21 protein-coding genes and 1 pseudogene are annotated in these 17,973 nt (G+C 40.4%); 17 read left to right on the top strand and 5 right to left on the bottom strand.

From position 1 onward, the window contains the following. Positions 1 to 21: 21 nt before the first annotated feature. Both PCY08_RS01825 and PCY08_RS01820 read right to left on the bottom strand, forming a co-directional pair. Complete coding sequence (locus PCY08_RS01825; RefSeq protein WP_045762525.1) at positions 22 to 1,701, bottom strand: ribonuclease J; 1,680 nt, start codon at positions 1,699 to 1,701, stop codon at positions 22 to 24. Position 1,702: 1 nt separating this feature from the next. Further along, positions 1,703 to 1,936, bottom strand: coding sequence for a DNA-dependent RNA polymerase subunit epsilon (locus PCY08_RS01820; RefSeq protein ID WP_000639568.1), 234 nt, complete (start codon positions 1,934 to 1,936; stop codon positions 1,703 to 1,705). A gap of 418 nt (positions 1,937 to 2,354) precedes the next feature. Here PCY08_RS01820 and PCY08_RS01815 point away from each other — a divergent pair, with 418 nt between their 5' ends. Beyond that, the gene (locus PCY08_RS01815; protein ID WP_301559242.1) at positions 2,355 to 2,561 is read left to right on the top strand and encodes a hypothetical protein; all 207 of its coding nucleotides are present in this window, start codon (positions 2,355 to 2,357) and stop codon (positions 2,559 to 2,561) included. A gap of 381 nt (positions 2,562 to 2,942) precedes the next feature. Here PCY08_RS01815 and PCY08_RS01810 read toward each other — a convergent pair whose 3' ends face one another. Further along, positions 2,943 to 3,086: a bacteriocin gene (locus tag PCY08_RS01810; RefSeq protein WP_000588573.1), complete on the bottom strand. Its 144-nt coding sequence runs from the start codon at positions 3,084 to 3,086 to the stop codon at positions 2,943 to 2,945. A gap of 1 nt (position 3,087) precedes the next feature. Then, entirely contained in the window at positions 3,088 to 3,270 is a 183-nt protein-coding gene (gene cibA / locus PCY08_RS01805) for a fratricide two-peptide bacteriocin subunit CibA (RefSeq protein ID WP_049502797.1), read from the bottom strand. Between the two features lie 172 nt (positions 3,271 to 3,442). Here cibA and tsaB point away from each other — a divergent pair, with 172 nt between their 5' ends. The 15 genes and pseudogenes from tsaB (at position 3,443) to PCY08_RS01730 (ending at position 15,944) form a co-directional block, all read left to right on the top strand. Continuing rightward, positions 3,443 to 4,126, top strand: coding sequence for a tRNA (adenosine(37)-N6)-threonylcarbamoyltransferase complex dimerization subunit type 1 TsaB (gene tsaB / locus PCY08_RS01800; RefSeq protein WP_301559241.1), 684 nt, complete (start codon positions 3,443 to 3,445; stop codon positions 4,124 to 4,126). Further along, a complete protein-coding gene (gene rimI / locus PCY08_RS01795) occupies positions 4,123 to 4,560 on the top strand; it encodes a ribosomal protein S18-alanine N-acetyltransferase (protein ID WP_301559240.1) in 438 nt (145 codons plus the stop codon). Before tsaB ends, rimI begins: the two co-directional genes overlap by 4 nt. After that, positions 4,550 to 5,560, top strand: coding sequence for a tRNA (adenosine(37)-N6)-threonylcarbamoyltransferase complex transferase subunit TsaD (tsaD, locus tag PCY08_RS01790; protein WP_301559239.1), 1,011 nt, complete (start codon positions 4,550 to 4,552; stop codon positions 5,558 to 5,560). Before rimI ends, tsaD begins: the two co-directional genes overlap by 11 nt. Positions 5,561 to 5,671: 111 nt before the next feature. Further along, a complete protein-coding gene (locus PCY08_RS01785) occupies positions 5,672 to 6,535 on the top strand; it encodes an XRE/MutR family transcriptional regulator (RefSeq protein ID WP_301559238.1) in 864 nt (287 codons plus the stop codon). Positions 6,536 to 6,649: 114 nt separating this feature from the next. Beyond that, positions 6,650 to 7,318, top strand: a complete 669-nt coding sequence (locus tag PCY08_RS01780; RefSeq protein ID WP_301559237.1) for a CPBP family intramembrane glutamic endopeptidase — start codon at positions 6,650 to 6,652, stop codon at positions 7,316 to 7,318. A 123-nt stretch (positions 7,319 to 7,441) separates the two neighbouring features. After that, positions 7,442 to 8,105 (top strand): annotated as a pseudogene (locus PCY08_RS01775) (lysostaphin resistance A-like protein). An 11-nt stretch (positions 8,106 to 8,116) separates the two neighbouring features. Beyond that, on the top strand, positions 8,117 to 8,785 hold the full coding sequence (locus tag PCY08_RS01770) for a CPBP family intramembrane glutamic endopeptidase (protein WP_301559236.1): 669 nt from the start codon (positions 8,117 to 8,119) through the stop codon (positions 8,783 to 8,785). A 119-nt stretch (positions 8,786 to 8,904) separates the two neighbouring features. Continuing rightward, on the top strand, positions 8,905 to 9,579 hold the full coding sequence (locus PCY08_RS01765; RefSeq protein ID WP_301559235.1) for a CPBP family intramembrane glutamic endopeptidase: 675 nt from the start codon (positions 8,905 to 8,907) through the stop codon (positions 9,577 to 9,579). Positions 9,580 to 9,739: 160 nt separating this feature from the next. Further along, positions 9,740 to 10,435, top strand: coding sequence for an AzlC family ABC transporter permease (locus tag PCY08_RS01760; protein ID WP_301559234.1), 696 nt, complete (start codon positions 9,740 to 9,742; stop codon positions 10,433 to 10,435). Beyond that, on the top strand, positions 10,425 to 10,748 hold the full coding sequence (locus PCY08_RS01755; protein ID WP_301559233.1) for an AzlD domain-containing protein: 324 nt from the start codon (positions 10,425 to 10,427) through the stop codon (positions 10,746 to 10,748). The genes PCY08_RS01760 and PCY08_RS01755 overlap by 11 nt, the downstream gene beginning before the upstream one ends. Positions 10,749 to 10,850: 102 nt before the next feature. Next, on the top strand, positions 10,851 to 11,693 hold the full coding sequence (locus PCY08_RS01750) for an amino acid ABC transporter substrate-binding protein (RefSeq protein WP_301559232.1): 843 nt from the start codon (positions 10,851 to 10,853) through the stop codon (positions 11,691 to 11,693). 153 nt (positions 11,694 to 11,846) lie between these two features. After that, entirely contained in the window at positions 11,847 to 12,701 is an 855-nt protein-coding gene (locus tag PCY08_RS01745; RefSeq protein ID WP_301559231.1) for a MetQ/NlpA family ABC transporter substrate-binding protein, read from the top strand. A gap of 121 nt (positions 12,702 to 12,822) precedes the next feature. Beyond that, entirely contained in the window at positions 12,823 to 14,196 is a 1,374-nt protein-coding gene (locus tag PCY08_RS01740) for a M20/M25/M40 family metallo-hydrolase (protein ID WP_301559230.1), read from the top strand. Then, positions 14,189 to 15,250, top strand: coding sequence for a methionine ABC transporter ATP-binding protein (locus PCY08_RS01735; RefSeq protein ID WP_223339651.1), 1,062 nt, complete (start codon positions 14,189 to 14,191; stop codon positions 15,248 to 15,250). The genes PCY08_RS01740 and PCY08_RS01735 overlap by 8 nt, the downstream gene beginning before the upstream one ends. A 1-nt stretch (position 15,251) precedes the next feature. Continuing rightward, the gene (locus PCY08_RS01730) at positions 15,252 to 15,944 is read left to right on the top strand and encodes a methionine ABC transporter permease (protein ID WP_004250431.1); all 693 of its coding nucleotides are present in this window, start codon (positions 15,252 to 15,254) and stop codon (positions 15,942 to 15,944) included. 310 nt (positions 15,945 to 16,254) lie between these two features. Here the strand turns inward: PCY08_RS01730 and PCY08_RS01725 are convergent, their stop codons facing one another. Beyond that, complete coding sequence (locus PCY08_RS01725; protein WP_301559229.1) at positions 16,255 to 16,824, bottom strand: MptD family putative ECF transporter S component; 570 nt, start codon at positions 16,822 to 16,824, stop codon at positions 16,255 to 16,257. A gap of 131 nt (positions 16,825 to 16,955) precedes the next feature. Here PCY08_RS01725 and PCY08_RS01720 point away from each other — a divergent pair, with 131 nt between their 5' ends. Further along, positions 16,956 to 17,807: an Rgg/GadR/MutR family transcriptional regulator gene (locus PCY08_RS01720; RefSeq protein WP_301559228.1), complete on the top strand. Its 852-nt coding sequence runs from the start codon at positions 16,956 to 16,958 to the stop codon at positions 17,805 to 17,807. Positions 17,808 to 17,973 lie beyond the last annotated feature (166 nt).

Raw genomic sequence — 17,973 nt, 5'->3', positions numbered from 1 at the left:
TTGACAAAGAGCTATTTTTTCTTATTCTTCATCTGGTGTGAGAATCATCGGAATGATGATTGGTTCACGTTCAGTATTTTCGTAAAGGAATGGTCGAATGGCGTTTACGATAGCGCCATTGACAGACTGGACGCTGGCATCTTTGTTTTTCAATGCGATACGAATAGCATTGAAAAGGATACGTTGACTTTGGCGAATCAAGTCGCCAGACTCTCTCATGTAGACAAATCCACGGCTGAGAATATCTGGTCCAGATAGAATCATCTGAGACTTGAAGTCAACGGTTGCGACAGCCAGTACAACACCATCTTCAGATAGATCGCGACGATCTTTAAGCACAGCTGCACCGATTTCGCCGATACGATTGCCATCGACGTAGATATCCTGAGCATTGAAATGACCTGCGATACGGGCAGAGTTTGCAGTAAGGGCAAGCACATCACCATTACTCATGATAAAGATATTGTCCTTCTCTACGCCAGTATCTACGGCAAGTCCAGCGTGGACTTTCTGCATGCGGTATTCACCGTGAACAGGCATGAAGTATTTTGGCTTAATGAGGCGGAGCATGAGTTTTTGCTCTTGCTGGCCACCGTGTCCAGATGTATGGATGTTGTTAATCTTACCATGGATAACTTCAACACCAGCTTCTGAAATGATGTTAATCAATTTGTTGACGCTAGTGGTGTTTCCTGGAATTGGGCTAGATGAGAAGATGACAGTATCACCGGGTTGGAGTTGCACCTGACGGTGGGTTCCGTTAGCGATACGAGAGAGGGCTGCCATAGGTTCGCCCTGACTTCCTGTACAGAGGATAAGAATCTCACCCGCAGGATAGTCTTTGATTTCATTTGGCTCGATGAAGGTTCCCTTAGGAGCCTTGATGTAACCAAGTTCAATCCCGTTAACAATGGCCTTTTCCATAGAGCGCCCAAAGACAGCAATCTTACGCCCGGTCTTAACAGCAGCTTCCGTTGCTTGCTGGAGACGGAAGATATTTGAGGCAAAGGATGCAAAGATGATACGTCCTTCGATACCTTGGATAATCTTCATGATCGACTGGCCGACAACCTTTTCAGAGTTTGTAAAGGTTGGCACTTCAGCATTGGTCGAGTCAGAGAGTAGGCAAAGCACTCCGTCTTCACCTAGGGCTGCCATACGGTGTAAGTCTGCAGGTTCACCAACTGGTGTAAAGTCAAACTTGAAGTCACCTGTACAGACGATTTTCCCTTGAGGGGTATGGATGACAATTCCCAATGGTTCTGGGATAGAGTGAGTAGTTCTAAAGAAAGTTGCTTTAAGGTTTTTAAAGGTCAACTCCGTGTTGTGGTTGATTTCGTGAAGTGTAGCATTGCGCAAAAGTCCATGCTCTTCGAGTTTTCCACGGATTAAGGCAAGGGCCAGTGGACCAGCATAGATAGGGATGTTTGCTTGCTTGAGCAAGAAAGGAATCCCTCCGATATGGTCCTCGTGTCCGTGTGTAATCAAGAGAGCCTTGACGCGGTCGATATTTTCTACAATATAAGAGTAATCAGGGATAACGTAGTCGATACCAAGTAGGTCGTCCTCAGGGAATTTAATCCCTGCATCAACGATGATAATTTCGTCTTGGTATTCGATACCATATGTGTTTTTTCCGATTTCTCCTAGACCACCAATGGCAAAAACGCCAACTTCTTCTGGTTTAAGAGTATAGGCCATATTAGAACTCCGTAATTTCGAATGCGCCAGTTTCTTTTTCGTAGTCTAGCAATTTGTCAGACAAGAGTTCGATATACTCGATGTTGTACTCTGGACGATTTTCTTCGACAAGTTGGCGAGCAGCGATACGTCCTTCAAGTTCTGAACTAGCATCGATGTCTAAGTATAGTGAGCGTGTTGTTTCACGACGTGGGCTACGGTCTTTTGTTTCTTGATAAAAAACTTTGTAAATCATATGTTTCCTTTCTGCTTTCAGGTCAGCTATATTCAAAAATGCTCAGTTTGAAGCTGGTTTGATTCCAGTTCATTTTTTGTCTTTATTGACCTTGATTCGTTACAATTATCTCAATTATAACATAAAAAGGGGAATTAGTAAAAGCAGGAAACATGGAAGTAAGGAGCTTGAAATGGGTTTCATTTTGCCTTGTATAAGTATTTGAAGACTTCAGATGCAAGTGCTATAATAAAGTTAGAAAAGAGGTTTTTCTTGATTAAGGAGGACTAGCTGTGCTTGATTTTGTGTTTCACCTATTTGGATGGAAATTCTACATATTGCTACAACTGCTTGGGCTCCTATTGAGGCTATTTGCTCCTTTTCATTAGATGATGATTTTGAAATATTTGCCTTTAGAATTGGAGAAAGGAGGCTCTCTATGTTTCAACTAGCTATCGCGATTCGTCTCTTGGTATTTGCTGTTTTTGTTGCCTGTGTTTATGGTGGCAATCTACTGTTTGTTCGGCTGGAACATAGAAAAACAGCTGTACACTGGAAAATTCTCTTTGTAACACTGTATTCCATTTTTCTCCTTCTTGTAACCTATGTGGTCTGGTTTGTATTTTACTTTGGTTTGAATACTTAACTTCAGTTGTTTATTTATATCTGCTGATTGAACGAATGCCTATCTTTAAAGTAGGTTATAAAAAAATAACGAACTCAGCTACACAAAAAAATCCACCCCAACTATTAAGATAGGGTGGATTTTTCAACTTTTTCTCAAATTCGGTGTCCAATTTTTCCTCAAACAGAGGTTATATTTTCAGGCCCTATCCTTATTTTTACAGTTATGATTGTTTTGTTCAAAAAAAGAGTTGAAGCATAAAAATAAAACAATACAAACAGATAAATCAATTGGCAATGGTATAGTAGTAATGCTTAAATCGTTGAGAATACTGATCAAACTGTAAGAGATGAAGAAAATAAAATTCATCCTTCTAAAAATGTGTCTTTTATCTAGCATGACTTATCCAAACTTTTTACGGAGATCTTTTCCAATGGTGTAAGCTGCCATAAATAAAGCTATACCAACACCTACACCAAAACCACCCTTGATTTCTTGCAATTCTTTATTAGAAATTTCATGATATTTGTCTAAATCTTTAATCATACTAACCTCCTAAAAAATAACCAGCTGCTAAGCCAGAGCCTACAAGTGCTGTTCCGCCAGCAACAGCTTTCCAAGAAACTGCTACACCAAAGATAACCAAGGGAGCGAGACCACCATCAATATCTGATAATTCATTTTCAGATAGCGATACAAATTGATTGTCAATATTTTCGAAATTTGTCATTGAACTTTCCTCCTTTTTTCTTGTTCACTTTTATATTCGGAAACGAAAAGGAAAAGTTGCAATGTTTTTGAAGATTTCTTTTCACTGTGATTTTTGATACAAAACAAAGAAAATTCCCATGTGCCTTCTTTTGTAGTATAATAGTAAGCAGACAAAAAGATAGGAATGTGTTATGAAAGTATTAGCTTTTGATACGTCCAGCAAGGCTCTCTCTCTTGCTATTTTAGAGGACAAGCAGCTTCTTGCCGAGACGACAATCAATATCAAGAAAAATCACAGTATTACCCTTATGCCAGCCATCGATTTTTTGATGGCAAGTTTGGATTTGACACCCAAGGATTTGGATCGAATCGTAGTGGCAGAGGGGCCAGGTAGCTACACAGGCTTGCGAATCGCAGTAGCAACTGCCAAGACCTTGGCTCATACTCTGGATATCGAGTTAGTTGGCATGTCAAGTCTTTTAGCCCTGGTACCAAGCCAGAAAGCAGGTTTGGTTGTCCCTTTGATGGACGCACGCCGTAACAATGTTTATGCAGGATTTTATGAAAATGCCCAGCCAGTCTTTCCAGAAGCGCATCTGTCCTTTGCAGAAGTTTTGGAGCAAGTCAAAGATACTGAACAAGTCACTTTTGTTGGTGAAGTGGGAGCCTTTGTGGAGCAGATTCAAGAACAACTACCACAGGCTAACTATCAGGAAACCTTGCCAAATGCAGCGAATCTAGCCCTCTGGGCTTGGGATAAGGAAGCAGACTCTTTGCATGACTTTGTGCCAAATTACCTCAAGCGTGTAGAAGCTGAGGAAAACTGGCTCAAGAATCACACCGAGTCTGGAGAATCTTACATCAAACGCCTATGATAGAAATCAAACGAATCCAACAGCAACCTGACTTGGATCAATCCATCTATTCTGTTATGGCAGATGTTTATCCAGTCAGTCCTTGGACTTTGGAACAAATCCAAGCAGACCTGTCCCAAGACCAGACCTGGTATGCTCTAGCTTATGATGGGGAAGAAGTGATTGGCTTTCTAGCTGTGCAGGAGAATCTATTTGAAGCAGAAGTCCTGCAAATTGCTGTCAAAAAAGCCTATCAAGGTCAGGGAATCGCGTCAGCCTTGTTTGCTCAATTACCGACAGATAAGGAGATTTTCCTCGAAGTCAGAAAGTCAAATCAACGAGCACAGGCATTTTATAAGAAAGAAAGAATGGCAGTCATCGCTGAGAGAAAGTCCTACTACCATGATCCAGTTGAGGATGCCATTATCATGAAGAGAGAAATAGATGAAGGATAGATATATTTTAGCATTTGAGACATCCTGTGATGAGACCAGTGTCGCCGTACTGAAAAACGATGACGAGCTCTTATCCAATGTCATTGCTAGTCAAATTGAAAGTCACAAACGTTTTGGTGGCGTAGTGCCAGAAGTAGCTAGTCGTCACCATGTTGAGGTCATTACAGCCTGTATCGAGGAGGCGCTGGTAGAAGCAGGGATTACAGAAGAAGATGTAACAGCTGTTGCGGTTACTTATGGACCAGGCTTGGTCGGAGCCTTGCTTGTTGGTTTGTCAGCTGCCAAGGCCTTTGCTTGGGCACATGGACTTCCGCTGATTCCCGTTAACCACATGGCTGGCCACCTCATGGCAGCTCAAAGTGTGGAGTCTTTGGAATTCCCCTTACTGGCTCTATTAGTCAGTGGTGGACATACAGAGTTGGTCTATGTTTCTGAGGCTGGTGATTACAAGATTGTTGGTGAAACCCGTGATGATGCGGTTGGCGAGGCCTATGATAAGGTCGGTCGTGTCATGGGCTTGACCTATCCAGCAGGTCGCGAGATCGATGAACTTGCTCATCAGGGGCAGGATATTTATGACTTCCCTCGTGCTATGATTAAGGAAGATAACCTGGAGTTTTCATTTTCAGGTTTGAAATCTGCCTTTATCAATCTTCACCACAATGCCGAGCAAAAGGGAGAAAGCTTGTCCAAGGAAGACCTGTCAGCCTCCTTCCAAGCTGCAGTCATGGATATTCTCATGGCTAAAACCAAGAAAGCTCTGGAGAAATACCCTGTTAAAACCCTCGTTGTAGCTGGTGGTGTAGCAGCTAACAAAGGATTAAGAGAACGCTTGGCAGCTGAAATCACTGACGTCAAGGTTATCATTCCACCTCTGCGTCTTTGCGGAGACAATGCGGGAATGATTGCCTATGCTAGCGTTAGCGAGTGGAACAAAGAAAACTTCGCAGGCTTGGAGCTAAACGCCAAACCAAGTCTTGCTTTTGATACCATGGAATAAAAAGTCAGCTTGAAGCTGGCTTTTTTGCTAAAATATTTTATAATATGTTAAAAAAGTAAAAAGTTTTTACGAATAGAATAGTAAAGGGAATTTTATAAAGGGAGTTTATCTATGATTGAAAAACAGGAATTAGGAGAATTTTACAAGGAATTGCGCTTGGCCAGAAAGCTCAAGCAGTCAGATGTGGCTTGTGCTGGACTAACAGCCTCTCAGTTATCCAAGTTTGAACTAGGGCAGTCCATGCTGTCTGCGGATAAGCTGATCCTAGCTATCCAAGGGATAAATATGACCTTCGATGAGTTTGGGCACAAGCTCAACAACTACCAAGAATCTCCACACATGCGATTTGGTAGAAGGGTTGTGGATCGCTTTGCCCATCAAGATATAGCTGGTTTAGAGCAATTGTTGAAAGAAGTCGAGCAAGAACAGATGGCGCAGATCTATCGTCGTTTGAATGCCATCGTGATTAAAAATGCTATCCATTCACTGGATAAAAGTTACCCACTAGCAGAGGAGGATCGTGAGTTTTTAACTACCTACCTTTATGCTATCGAGTCTTGGACCTGGTTTGAACTCTATATCTTTTGCAATACCATGCCTTTTTTGAGCAATCAAGATTTCATCTTTTTATCCACCTCTTTACTTGAAAAATCCAAGGAATTCAAAGAGTTAGTGCACAATCGATTGTATTTGAAAGGTGGCTATCTCAATATCATCTCAGAGCTCATGGAGCGCAAACTTTTCTCCTACATCCCAATCTTTGAAGCCGAGTTGGAGAGCATGCTTCGTCCGTACGATGTTTTTGAGAAATTACTGTGGCAATTTTTAAAGAAAATGAGTGTTTTCCTTCAAACCAAGGGAAGCAATCAAAAAGAGATTGAACACTTTATCCAATCTCTGAAAATATTAGAAAATCCACAATTAACAGCCCTTTTTGAACTACGCTTACAGCAATACAAAGCACTTATCGATTAGTTAGAAATCGCAAATGTGAAATTCCTATCAGAAAAAATGTCAAATATGCGATTTTTTAAAATATAGAATTTTTCGTGTTATACTGTCTTCATTCCATAGTATAGGAGAAAAAGAATGAAAAAGATCATCTCACGCTACTACTTTTTTGTAGCCATTCTACTTGTCATTGTTTACCAGTACTTCAGTGGTCTGGTTTTAAACAATGATTTTACTGCTGGTCTATCTAAATTTGGCTATTATTTTTCGGATATGATGTTGAATTTTCTTGTGGTTCTGCTTGTTTTTATTTTCATAGTAGGGGCAGGAAAATGGCAACAAATTAATAGTAGAAAATTTAAAGGGTCCTATCTTTTCTATTCTTTTTTAGCTTTTCTTGCTTTATTTATTTGGAATTTTGTTACATTTTTCCTATTCCCACCTACCCAAAATGGACTTGCTTACCAACTCGCTGTCCCGACTTTTACAGGCGCTACGGCATTTTTGATGTATTTTTTCTATCCTGTGATTGCAGGTCCCATTTTTGAAGAGATGATTTATCGTGGATTGGTGATGACCGCTTTGGAAAAAGGGAAAAAATGGGGACTGGATGTGCTTGGTTCTGCTGCTTTATTTGGAATCTTGCATATCAGTAATTATGGTTGGGTCTTGACAGACTTTTTCGTATATATGGGCGGTGGTATCATATTTGCACTATTGTTTAGAGTGACAAAGTCTATTTATTGGCCTATTGGACTGCATATAGTCTATAACGGTATCGGACATATACTCCCGTTGCTGTTTTAGAGGATTTTGAGAATCATAAATCAAGGGATGAGTCCTCGTCGTGGTGCTTTTGCTTGGGCTGTAGATCCATCAGTTAAGTTGTTTAAGCGTAGTAGAAGGTAGGATACTATAGGAGTTGATTAAATGAAGAAAATGAAAGAAATGAAATTTCACCTAGCAACTGGCTTGTTGCTTTTGATCTATTACCTCATTTTTAATCTCATACCAGACTTAGATTTTACTGTAGCTTTGTCTGATGAGATCTACTATGTGTTCCAGGTTTTATTGGTACTTATTCTGGGAACTGTATCTACAATTATTTTTGTCAAAAGTGAACATTGGAAAGAGTATGGTCGTTTCCAGTTTCGTTGGTCTTACCTAGGTGTTTTCTTTCTTTCTTTTTTCTTATTATTTGTGTGGGTAAATCTAGCAACTCGTATCTTTCCTCGTACGCAAAATGGAAGTACAGTAGTCGAAGTAGCCACTAGTTTGATTTATTACGCGTGTACTTTACGGTAGCCTTATCGCACCTATAGCAGAAGAAATTGTGAGTCGTGGTTTTTTGATGACAAGCTTGTCTAAATTTAAAAACTACTATATTGATGTTCTTGTTTCTGCTGCCATATTTGGTGCTATGCATGTTTTACAGCATGGTTGGATAACGACAGATTTCATACTCTACTTTGTAATGGGCTTGATATTTTGCATGATGTTTCGCTATACACGCTCTATTTATTGGGCCATAGCTTTACATGCTTCATGGAATACCTTCTTGCTCATTGTTAGTTTATTGGTGTTTGGATTTTAGAAGGGTGATATATGAAAAAGATAATCTCACGCTACTACTTGTTTGTAGCCATTCTACTTATCATTGCGGACCAGTTCGTCATTCGTCTGGTTTTACACAGCGACTTGGCTGCTGGTCTATCTGATTTTGGCTATTATTTTTCGGATATGATGTTGAATTTTCTTGTGGTTTTGCTTGCTCTTGTTGCCATGATTTGGTCAGGAAAATGGCAACAAATCAATAGCAGAAAATTTAAAGTGTCCTATCTTTTCTATTTCTTTTTAGCTCTTCTAGCTTTTTTTGTTTGGAATTTCGTTACCTTTTTTATTTTCCCGTCCACCCAAAATGAAATTTCTTATCAACTGGATCTTCCTACTTTTACAGGTCCTACTGCATTTTTGATGTATTTTTTCTATCCAGTGATTGCAGGTCCCATTTTTGAAGAGATGATCTATCGTGGATTGGTGATGACCGCTTTGGAAAAAGGGAAGAAATGGGGACTGGATGTGCTCAGTTCGGCTACTTTATTTGGAATTCTGCATATCAGTAGTCATGGTTGGGTCTTGACAGACTTTTTCGTATATATGGGTGGTGGTCTAATAATGGCAGTCTTATTTAGAGCAACAAAGTCAATTTATTGGCCTATTGGACTGCATATAGTCTATAACGGTATTGGTCAAATTCTGCCCTTGTTGTTTTAGAGGATCTTAAGAATCATAAATAAAGGGAAAAGTCCTAATCGTGATGCTTTTGATTGGATAAAAGGATTTGGGTAAGTTTAGCTGGAAGATGGGATAACTAAAAATTTAAAGGATCAGCGATGAAAAGGAAAGAAACGAAATTTTACTTGACATCTGTTTTGATCATAGCCACCTATTACTTAATTTTTAATTTTGTAGCAAGGTTAGAATTTGTTAACCAATTATCAGATTCTGGGTTTTATGGCTTGCAAATTTTATTGATAGTTCTTGAGGGGATTGCTGCTACAGTAGTTCTTGTAAAGAGTCAAGGTTGGAAAGAATGCGGTCGTTTCCAGTTCCGTTGGGCTTATCTGGGTGTCTTCTTTCTTTTCTTTATACTGATGTTTGTGTGGGTAAATATAACGACTCTGATTTTTCCTAGCACGCAAAATGGGAGCGAAATGATGAAAGAAGCTGCTAATTTGACAGGAACTAGCTACTTTATAATGCGCATTCTTTATGGCAGTCTCATTGCTCCTATCGTTGAAGAGTTAGTTTTTCGTGGGCTTCTAATGACGGCATTGTCCAAATTTAAAAAGTATTATGTTGATGTCGCCGTTTCCTCCACACTCTTTAGTCTTATACATGTTTTACAGTATGGCTTGGTGTTAACAGATTTCATCGTTTATGCAGGAGCAGGTCTCTTGTTCTGTATGCTATTTCGTTATACTCGTTCAGTTTATTGGCCAATAGCCCTTCATATCTTGTGGAATACATTTTTAATCGTTGTTAGTTTATTGGTATTTGGGTACTAAATCTAAAATAGTTTATAAGTTGCATCGTAAGACTGGCCTCCCAGTCTTTTTCTGTTCTTGTCAATCAGCAGACTTTTTTCTATTTTACGAATATGTTATAATAATGTTTGCTGTGACTGTTTGAAAAGCAGTTGCTGAAGGAATGATTAGTGAGGAATTTATGAAAGAAAAAGGATTTTGGGAAGGTGTGCAGGCAGCCATGCCAACGGCTCTGGGGTATGTCAGCATCGGTCTTGCCTGTGGCATTATCGGTGCGCCCTACGTAACACCTGTCGAGATGGGTTTGATGAGTCTCTTTGTTTATGCGGGGAGTGCTCAGTTTGCCATGATAGCCTTGATAGCAGTTCAAGCTCCAGTAGCTGCTATTGCCATGACGGTCTTTTTGATTAATTTGCGCCTCTTTTTGCTGAGTTTGCATGCGTCGACCTATTTTTGCCATACCAGTCTTTGGCAAAACATCGGCATGTCCAGTCTTTTGACCGATGAGACCTATGGCGTTTTGATGGGCGAGTTGGTGCATACGGATAAGGTTAACCCCATGTGGATGCACGGGAACAACCTTAACAGCTATGTAGCTTGGTTTGTTGGAACTGTAGTCGGAACTGCTCTAGGTGGACTTCTACCAAATCCAGAAATTTTTGGCTTAGATTTTGCCCTAGTGGGTATGTTTATCGGGATTTTTTCTTCCCAGTTTCAGATTATGCAAAAACGGATTCCTTTGCGCAATCTCTTCATAATTTTAGCAGTTGTAGCTGTATCTTTCTTTTTGCTCTTGACGGTGGTGTCTCAGTCATTAGCTGTTCTGTTTGCGACCTTGCTAGGTTGTACCATGGGGGTGGTCTTGGATGGTCAGTAAGTATATTTTAATGGCAATCGTCTTTTCTGGTTTGGTGACTTGGATTCCAAGAATGATTCCTTTCATCCTTGCTAAGTATAAGGGTTTGCCAGCAATCGTAGAGCGCTTTTTGAAATTTCTACCAGTTTCTATTATCTTTGCCTTGATTCTTTCAAGTGTGGTGACAGGAAAAGTTGGAAGTTTCCCGCAGATAAAGTGGTTAGACTTTTTAGCAGTCTTTCCGACAGCCCTTGTCGCCTTTCGCTACCGCAATCTGGTGGGGACGGTTATCTTTGGAGTGGTCTTGATAGCAGTCTTACGTTTGGTCTTTTAATCAGCCATAGAGAAAACCTATCACAAATATAGAAATCATATAATAGCGTAATTCCTTTTTTTCTGTTAAGATAAGATTGTATTCTATTTTGGAGGAAATATCATGAAAAAAATCGTTAAGTATTCATCACTTGCTGCCCTAGGGCTTGTTGCTGCAGGTGCATTAGCAGCTTGCTCAGGTGGTGAGAAGAAAGATGCTGCATCTGGTGAAGCAACATCTGGTAAGAAAGAAATCGTTGTGGCAACTAATGGATCACCAAAACCATTTATCTATGAAGAAAATGGTGAATTGACAGGTTACGAGATTGAACTTGTTCGTGCTATCTTTAAAGACTCAGACAAGTATACTGTCAAGTTTGAAAAGACAGAGTGGTCAGGGATTTTCCCAGGACTTGATAGCGATCGTTACCAAATGGCCGTTAACAACCTTAGTTATACCAAAGAACGTGCAGAGAAATACCTCTACGCAGCGCCAACTGCTAAAAACCCTAACGTTCTTGTTGTGAAGAAGGACGACACTAGCATCAAGTCTCTTGATGATATCGGTGGAAAATCTACTGAAGTCGTTCAAGGAACAACCTCAGCTAAACAATTGGAAGCATACAACACAGAACATGCGGACAATCCAACTATCCTTAATTATACTAAGGCAGATTTCCAACAAATCATGTCTCGTTTGAGCGATGGACAATTTGACTATAAGATTTTTGACAAGATCGGTGTAGAGACAGTTATCAAAAACCAAGGTTTGGATAACTTGAAAGTCATCGAACTTCCAAGCGACCAACAACCATACGTTTACCCACTTCTTGCAAAAGGTCAAGATGAATTGAAATCATTTGTTGACAAACGCATCCAAGAACTATACAAAGACGGAACTCTTGAAAAATTATCTCAACAATTCTTTGGTGGTTCTTACCTCCCAGCAGAAGCTGATATTAAATAAGTTTGTAAATCATCCATTCTCTCGTAGGTGGATGATTCTGTCCTCTTTGACTATATAGTTTTAAACTATAAGTCTACCTATCTTAAAACAATTTGCTAAATCAAATAAAGTATGAGATACTATTACAGTATTATTTTTAAAGGAGAACGAATCATGAAAATCAAAAAATGGTTAGGCGTAGCAGCTATCGCTACAGTAGCAGGCCTTGCACTTGCAGCTTGCGGAAATTCAGACAAGAAAGCAGACAATGCAACTACAGTTAAAATTGCGACTGTTAACCGTAGCGGTTCAGAAGAAGCACGCTGGGACAAAGTTCAAGAATTGGTTGAAAAAGACGGAATTAAATTGGAATTCACAGAGTTTACAGACTACTCACAACCAAACAAAGCAACTGCTGATGGTGAAGTAGACTTGAACGCTTTCCAACACTATAACTTCTTGAACAACTGGAACAAAGAAAACGGTAAAGATCTTGTAGCAATTGCAGATACTTATATCTCACCAATCCGACTTTACTCAGGTAAAAACGGAGAAGAAAACAAGTACACTAAAGTAGAAGACATCCCAGCAAACGGAGAAATCGCTGTACCTAACGATGCTACTAACGAAAGTCGTGCTCTTTACCTTCTTCAATCAGCTGGTTTGATCAAATTGGACGTTTCAGGAACTGCGCTTGCGACAATTGCAAACATCACAGAAAATCCAAAGAACTTGAAAATCACTGAATTAGACGCAAGTCAAACAGCTCGTTCATTGTCATCCGTTGATGCGGCTGTTGTCAACAACACTTTTGTTACAGAAGCAAAATTGGACTACAAGAAAGCACTCTTTAAAGAGCAAGCTGACGAAAACTCAAAACAATGGTACAACATCATCGTTGCGAAAAAAGATTGGGAATCATCACCTAAAGCTGATGCAATCAAGAAAATTATCGCAGCTTACCACACTGATGAAGTGAAAAAAGTTATCGAAGAAACTTCAGACGGCTTGGATCAACCAGTTTGGTAATAAACACAGGGAGGTGGGAGAGATTTTTCCACCTCTTGCTTTTATATAGAGACTAAAGAAAAGGAATATCCACTTGTATTGATTCCAAAGGTACAAGTCCTAGTAGAAAGGTAGAGAGAAAATGGTTTTCCCTAGCCAAGAAGAACAAATTGAAAAGTTTGAAAAGGATCATGTAGCGCAACATTATTTTGAAGTTTTGCGTACCCTGATTTCTAAAAAATCAGTCTTTGCCCAACAAGTCGGACTGAAAGAGGTGGCTCGTTATCTAGGCGAGATCTTCAAGCATGTAGGTGCAGAGGTCGAGATTGATGAGAGTTATAGGGCACCTTTTGTCATGGCGCATTTTAAAAGTTCACGCCCAAATGCCAAGACTATCATTTTCTACAACCACTATGACACAGTACCTGCGGATGGCGACCAAGTCTGGACAGAGGATCCATTTACGCTTTCTGTCCGTGATGGCATCATGTATGGACGCGGGGTTGATGATGACAAGGGACATATCACTGCCCGCTTGAGTGCTCTTAGAAAATACATGCAGCATCATGATGATCTACCAGTCAATATCAGTTTCATCATGGAAGGAGCTGAAGAGTCTGCCTCTATGGACTTGGACAAATATCTAGAAAAACATGCGGACAAGCTTCGTGGTGCAGATTTATTGGTCTGGGAACAAGGAACCAAAAATGCCTTGGAACAGCTAGAAATCTCTGGTGGGAACAAAGGAATTGTAACCTTTGATGCCAAGGTCAAGAGTGCCGATGTGGATATCCACTCTAGCTATGGCGGTATTGTAGAGTCAGCGCCTTGGTATCTGATTCAAGCCTTGACCAGTTTGCGAGCTGCAGATGGGCGTATTTTAGTTGAGGGCTTGTACGATGAGGTTCAAGAGCCTAACGAACGAGAGTTAGCCTTGGTTGAAACCTATGCCCAACGCAATCCAGAGGAAATCAGCCAGATTTATGGCTTGGAATTGCCACTTTTACAAGAGGAACGTACAGCCTTTCTCAAACGTTTCTTCTTTGAGCCAGCCCTCAATATCGAGGGTATCCAGTCAGGTTATCAAGGGCAAGGTGTTAAAACGATTCTACCAGCAGAGGCTAGTGCCAAGCTAGAAGTTCGTTTGGTTCCTGGCTTGGACCCGCATGATGTTTTGGATAAAATCCGGAAACAACTAGACAAAAACGGCTTTGATAAGGTAGAATTATACTATACCTTGGGTGAGATGAGTTATCGAAGCGATATGAGTGCACCATCTATTCTCAATGTTATTGAGTTGGCCAAGAAATTCTATCCACAGGGCGTATCTGTCTTGCCAACAACTGCAGGGACAGGACCTATGCATACGGTCTTTGATGCCTTAGAAGTACCTATGGTTGCCTTTGGTCTAGGAAATGCTAATAGCCGAGACCATGGTGGAGACGAGAATGTACGAATCGCAGATTATTACACCCATATTGAATTAGTAGAGGAGCTGATTAGAAGCTATGAGTAGAGATATTATCAAGTTAGATCAGATCGATGTGACTTTTCACCAAAAGAAAAGAACCATCACAGCGGTCAAGGATGTGACTATTCACATCCAAGAAGGGGATATCTACGGAATCGTTGGATATTCTGGAGCAGGGAAATCAACCCTAGTTCGTGTGATTAACCTCTTGCAAAAACCATCTGCAGGTCGAATTACTGTAGATAATGATGTAATTTTTGATGGCAAGGTTACCTTAACTGCTGAGCAATTACGTCATAAACGTCAAGATATCGGGATGATTTTCCAACACTTTAACCTTATGAGCCAGAAAACAGCAGAGGAAAACGTAGCCTTTGCTCTCAAACACTCTGGCCTCAGCAAGGAAGAAAAGAAGGCTAAAGTAGCTAAGTTGTTGGACTTGGTGGGCTTGGCTGACCGTGCCGAAAACTATCCTTCACAACTATCTGGAGGTCAAAAACAACGTGTGGCTATTGCGCGTGCCTTGGCCAATGATCCAAAAATCTTGATTTCAGACGAGTCAACTTCAGCTCTTGATCCAAAGACAACGAAACAAATCTTGTCGCTCTTGCAAGAATTGAACCGTAAACTAGGTTTGACCATTGTCCTGATTACACACGAGATGCAGATTGTCAAAGATATTGCTAACCGTGTAGCAGTGATGCAAGATGGTCGCTTGATTGAAGAAGGTAGCGTTCTTGAAATCTTCTCTGATCCTAAGCAACCATTGACTCAGGACTTTATCTCAACTGCGACAGGTATTGATGAAGCAATGGTCAAGATTGAGAAACAAGAAATCGTAGAGCACTTATCTGAAAATAGCATTTTGGTACAACTCAAGTATGCAGGCGCTTCTACAGATGAACCACTTCTGAATGAATTGTACAAGCACTACCAAGTAACAGCCAATATTCTCTATGGGAACATTGAAATTTTGGATGGTACTCCTGTGGGTGAACTTGTGGTTGTCTTGTCAGGGGAAAAAGAAGCCTTGGCAAGTGCTCAAGATGCTATCCGTCAGGCTGGTGTGCAACTAAAAGTATTGAAGGGAGGACAGTAAGATGGCAGAATTGATTAAAGCATACTTACCAAACGTCTATAAGATGGGGTGGTCTGGTCAGGCTGGCTGGGGAACGGCAATCTACTTGACCCTTTATATGACGGTTCTTTCCTTCATCATCGGAGGTTTCCTAGGGCTGGTTGCAGGGCTTTTCCTTGTCTTGACAGCTCCAGGTGGTGTCTTGGAAAATAAAGTTGTTTTCTGGATTTTGGACAAGATTACCTCTATCTTCCGTGCGGTGCCATTCATCATTCTCTTGGCTGTCTTGTCACCCTTCTCTCATCTAATCGTAGGGACAAGTATCGGACCAAATGCGGCTATTGTACCCCTATCTTTTGCAGTCTTTGCCTTCTTTGCTCGTCAGGTACAGGTGGTATTGGCAGAGCTAGATGGCGGTGTCATCGAGGCAGCTCAAGCTAGCGGAGCTACTTTCTGGGACATCGTAGGTGTTTACCTATCGGAAGGTCTACCAGACTTGATCCGTGTGACAACTGTAACCTTGATTTCCCTTGTCGGTGAAACAGCTATGGCGGGAGCGGTCGGAGCAGGTGGTATCGGTAACGTAGCTATCGCCTATGGATTTAACCGTTTCAATCATGATGTGACAGTCCTTGCGACGCTTATCATTATCTTGATTATCTTTACAATTCAGTTCTTGGGAGACTTTTTGACCAAGAAATTAAGCCATAAATAAAAGAGCCGTGTGGCTCTCAGATTGAAGAAAAAGTCAGTTGTGGATAATTTTCTTCAATCTTTTTCTTTTACTAGAGAAAATAAAAAAACTCTTAAAAATAGCATGTTTCAGCATTTCTAAGAGTTTTCAAGATATAGTAACTAATACTCAATGAAAATCAAAGAGCAAACTAGGAAGCTAGCCGCAAGCTGTACTTGAGTACGGTAAGGCGACGCTGACGTGGTTTGAATTTGATTTTCGAAGAGTATAAGTTACTTTAATTACCGAAAGGGTTTGTCTACCTACTGAGAGCCGTGTGGCTCTTTTTCTATCACATTTTGTCTGCAAACTTCTTACTAAGTTTTTGTCCGATCAAGGCACCAAGTAGAGCACCGATAAGGACGCTTGCTACAAAGAGAAGGATGGTAGTGAGATTCGGTGCAACCATAATGCGATCGATATAGTCCTGAGATTTTCCACGAGCGACTAGAGTTGCGATATATGCTTGAGGGGTCAACCACATGAGTAGGATGGGACCAGTAGTACCAAAGGCAAAAACTAGGAAGGAAAGAAGGTTCTTAACCTTATCTTTGTAGTGGCCAAGATGAGCGATGCCATCTGCTGCAAGACCGCAGATAATTCCTGGCAGAAAGGCTCCAGCACCATGCTTGCTCCCGAGGAAAAAGAGAGAGATAACGAGGCCAATCGTAGTAATCGCTCCAAAACGAGGCACTTTTGCTAAAAGGATCATATAGACGCTACCACCCACAAGAGCAGAAAAGGCAGGGGCGTAAAACATATTTCCAGTGTGATCGACAAGGTTTCCTAGTAGAACACCCACTCCGATACAGAGAAAGTAGACAAGAGCAGCTACAAGGGTTGTCAAGATATTCTTTTTCATAAGTTCTCCTTCGTATATCTGATGTTATTCATTGTATCATGCCTAGCTCAGATTGTAAATGCTGGTTTGGAACTAGTATTTATTAGGAAATGTGGTAAAATAGGAAAAAATAAAAGACGAGTGGTAAGAGGATGAAGAATTTAGGAAAAGTTTTTAAAGAGTTACGAGAATCAAGAAAAATTTCCTTGAGAAAAGCAACAGGTGGACGCTTTTCAGCATCCTTATTGTCGCGTTTTGAAAATGGTCAGAGTAAAATATCTGCTCCAAAGTTAATCACAGCTTTGGAGAATATTCATGCGAGTATGGAAGAATTGTTATTTTTGGCGAGAGGTTTTCATCAGGATGCCTATTCTGAATTTAGAAACAGAATAGTTGAGGCTATTGACCCTCAAGATTTGACATCCTTGCGCACTCTCTACCAGAGAGAGTATCAACAACTTCCTTTTTCAAAAGATAGACAGCAACACATTCTCAATGCGATTTTAATAAAATCCTATATGAAAGCCATTGATGAGACGGTTACATTGACCGCTGAGGAAGAAAGAGTCCTACATGATTATCTATTTTCTGTCGAAATTTGGGGACACTATGAATTGTTGTTCTTTTCTTCCTGCTCTCCTCTTTTATCGGTCCAGCTTTTTACAAAGTACACTCGAGAAATGTTGCGGAAGTCAGATTTCTTGCAAGGAGTTGGGAAAAATCGAAATATGATGCACACCTTGCTCCTCAATGGTTTTATGGCCTGTATTGAAGTTGATGATTTTACCAATGCCCTCTATTTCAAAAAACAAATTGAAAAGAACTTCTTTGAAGAAAATGAAACCTATTTTCGAATAGTCTACCTATGGGCAGAAGGTTTGCTTGATAGTAAGCAAGGAAGAGCAGAGGAAGGGCAGAGAAAGATGGAGGACGCTATTCGTATTTTTGAGATGATTGGTTGTAGCAAATCTGCTGACTATTATAGAAGTGCCATGGAGTGTTGAATATCTGCAACTAGATAAAATAACTTGAAACGATAGGACTGTGAAGATACTTATTAGCATTAGACAAATTCTATCGTTTTCGTTATCAGTTTAGTCTGTTGCATATATTCAAAAATGTCTTCTCGTAAGATTCTTGATGCTATACTAGAGCTACCATAAAAGTAGT

The sequence above is a fragment of the Streptococcus sp. SO4 genome (assembly GCF_030440055.1).
Lineage (GTDB): Bacteria > Bacillota > Bacilli > Lactobacillales > Streptococcaceae > Streptococcus > Streptococcus nidrosiense.
This window is presented reverse-complemented; position numbering and strand designations above follow the sequence as displayed.

What these genes read in the sequence shown, in the direction of transcription:
- PCY08_RS01825 (WP_045762525.1), bottom strand. Translation starts at nt 1,701, where the DNA reads ATGGCCTATACTCTTAAACCAGAAGAAGTTGGCGTTTTTGCCATTGGT.
- PCY08_RS01820 (WP_000639568.1), bottom strand. Translation starts at nt 1,936, where the DNA reads ATGATTTACAAAGTTTTTTATCAAGAAACAAAAGACCGTAGCCCACGT.
- PCY08_RS01815 (WP_301559242.1), top strand. Translation starts at nt 2,355, where the DNA reads ATGTTTCAACTAGCTATCGCGATTCGTCTCTTGGTATTTGCTGTTTTT.
- PCY08_RS01810 (WP_000588573.1), bottom strand. Translation starts at nt 3,086, where the DNA reads ATGATTAAAGATTTAGACAAATATCATGAAATTTCTAATAAAGAATTG.
- cibA (WP_049502797.1), bottom strand. Translation starts at nt 3,270, where the DNA reads ATGACAAATTTCGAAAATATTGACAATCAATTTGTATCGCTATCTGAA.
- tsaB (WP_301559241.1), top strand. Translation starts at nt 3,443, where the DNA reads ATGAAAGTATTAGCTTTTGATACGTCCAGCAAGGCTCTCTCTCTTGCT.
- rimI (WP_301559240.1), top strand. Translation starts at nt 4,123, where the DNA reads ATGATAGAAATCAAACGAATCCAACAGCAACCTGACTTGGATCAATCC.
- tsaD (WP_301559239.1), top strand. Translation starts at nt 4,550, where the DNA reads ATGAAGGATAGATATATTTTAGCATTTGAGACATCCTGTGATGAGACC.
- PCY08_RS01785 (WP_301559238.1), top strand. Translation starts at nt 5,672, where the DNA reads ATGATTGAAAAACAGGAATTAGGAGAATTTTACAAGGAATTGCGCTTG.
- PCY08_RS01780 (WP_301559237.1), top strand. Translation starts at nt 6,650, where the DNA reads ATGAAAAAGATCATCTCACGCTACTACTTTTTTGTAGCCATTCTACTT.
- PCY08_RS01770 (WP_301559236.1), top strand. Translation starts at nt 8,117, where the DNA reads ATGAAAAAGATAATCTCACGCTACTACTTGTTTGTAGCCATTCTACTT.
- PCY08_RS01765 (WP_301559235.1), top strand. Translation starts at nt 8,905, where the DNA reads ATGAAAAGGAAAGAAACGAAATTTTACTTGACATCTGTTTTGATCATA.
- PCY08_RS01760 (WP_301559234.1), top strand. Translation starts at nt 9,740, where the DNA reads ATGAAAGAAAAAGGATTTTGGGAAGGTGTGCAGGCAGCCATGCCAACG.
- PCY08_RS01755 (WP_301559233.1), top strand. Translation starts at nt 10,425, where the DNA reads ATGGTCAGTAAGTATATTTTAATGGCAATCGTCTTTTCTGGTTTGGTG.
- PCY08_RS01750 (WP_301559232.1), top strand. Translation starts at nt 10,851, where the DNA reads ATGAAAAAAATCGTTAAGTATTCATCACTTGCTGCCCTAGGGCTTGTT.
- PCY08_RS01745 (WP_301559231.1), top strand. Translation starts at nt 11,847, where the DNA reads ATGAAAATCAAAAAATGGTTAGGCGTAGCAGCTATCGCTACAGTAGCA.
- PCY08_RS01740 (WP_301559230.1), top strand. Translation starts at nt 12,823, where the DNA reads ATGGTTTTCCCTAGCCAAGAAGAACAAATTGAAAAGTTTGAAAAGGAT.
- PCY08_RS01735 (WP_223339651.1), top strand. Translation starts at nt 14,189, where the DNA reads ATGAGTAGAGATATTATCAAGTTAGATCAGATCGATGTGACTTTTCAC.
- PCY08_RS01730 (WP_004250431.1), top strand. Translation starts at nt 15,252, where the DNA reads ATGGCAGAATTGATTAAAGCATACTTACCAAACGTCTATAAGATGGGG.
- PCY08_RS01725 (WP_301559229.1), bottom strand. Translation starts at nt 16,824, where the DNA reads ATGAAAAAGAATATCTTGACAACCCTTGTAGCTGCTCTTGTCTACTTT.
- PCY08_RS01720 (WP_301559228.1), top strand. Translation starts at nt 16,956, where the DNA reads ATGAAGAATTTAGGAAAAGTTTTTAAAGAGTTACGAGAATCAAGAAAA.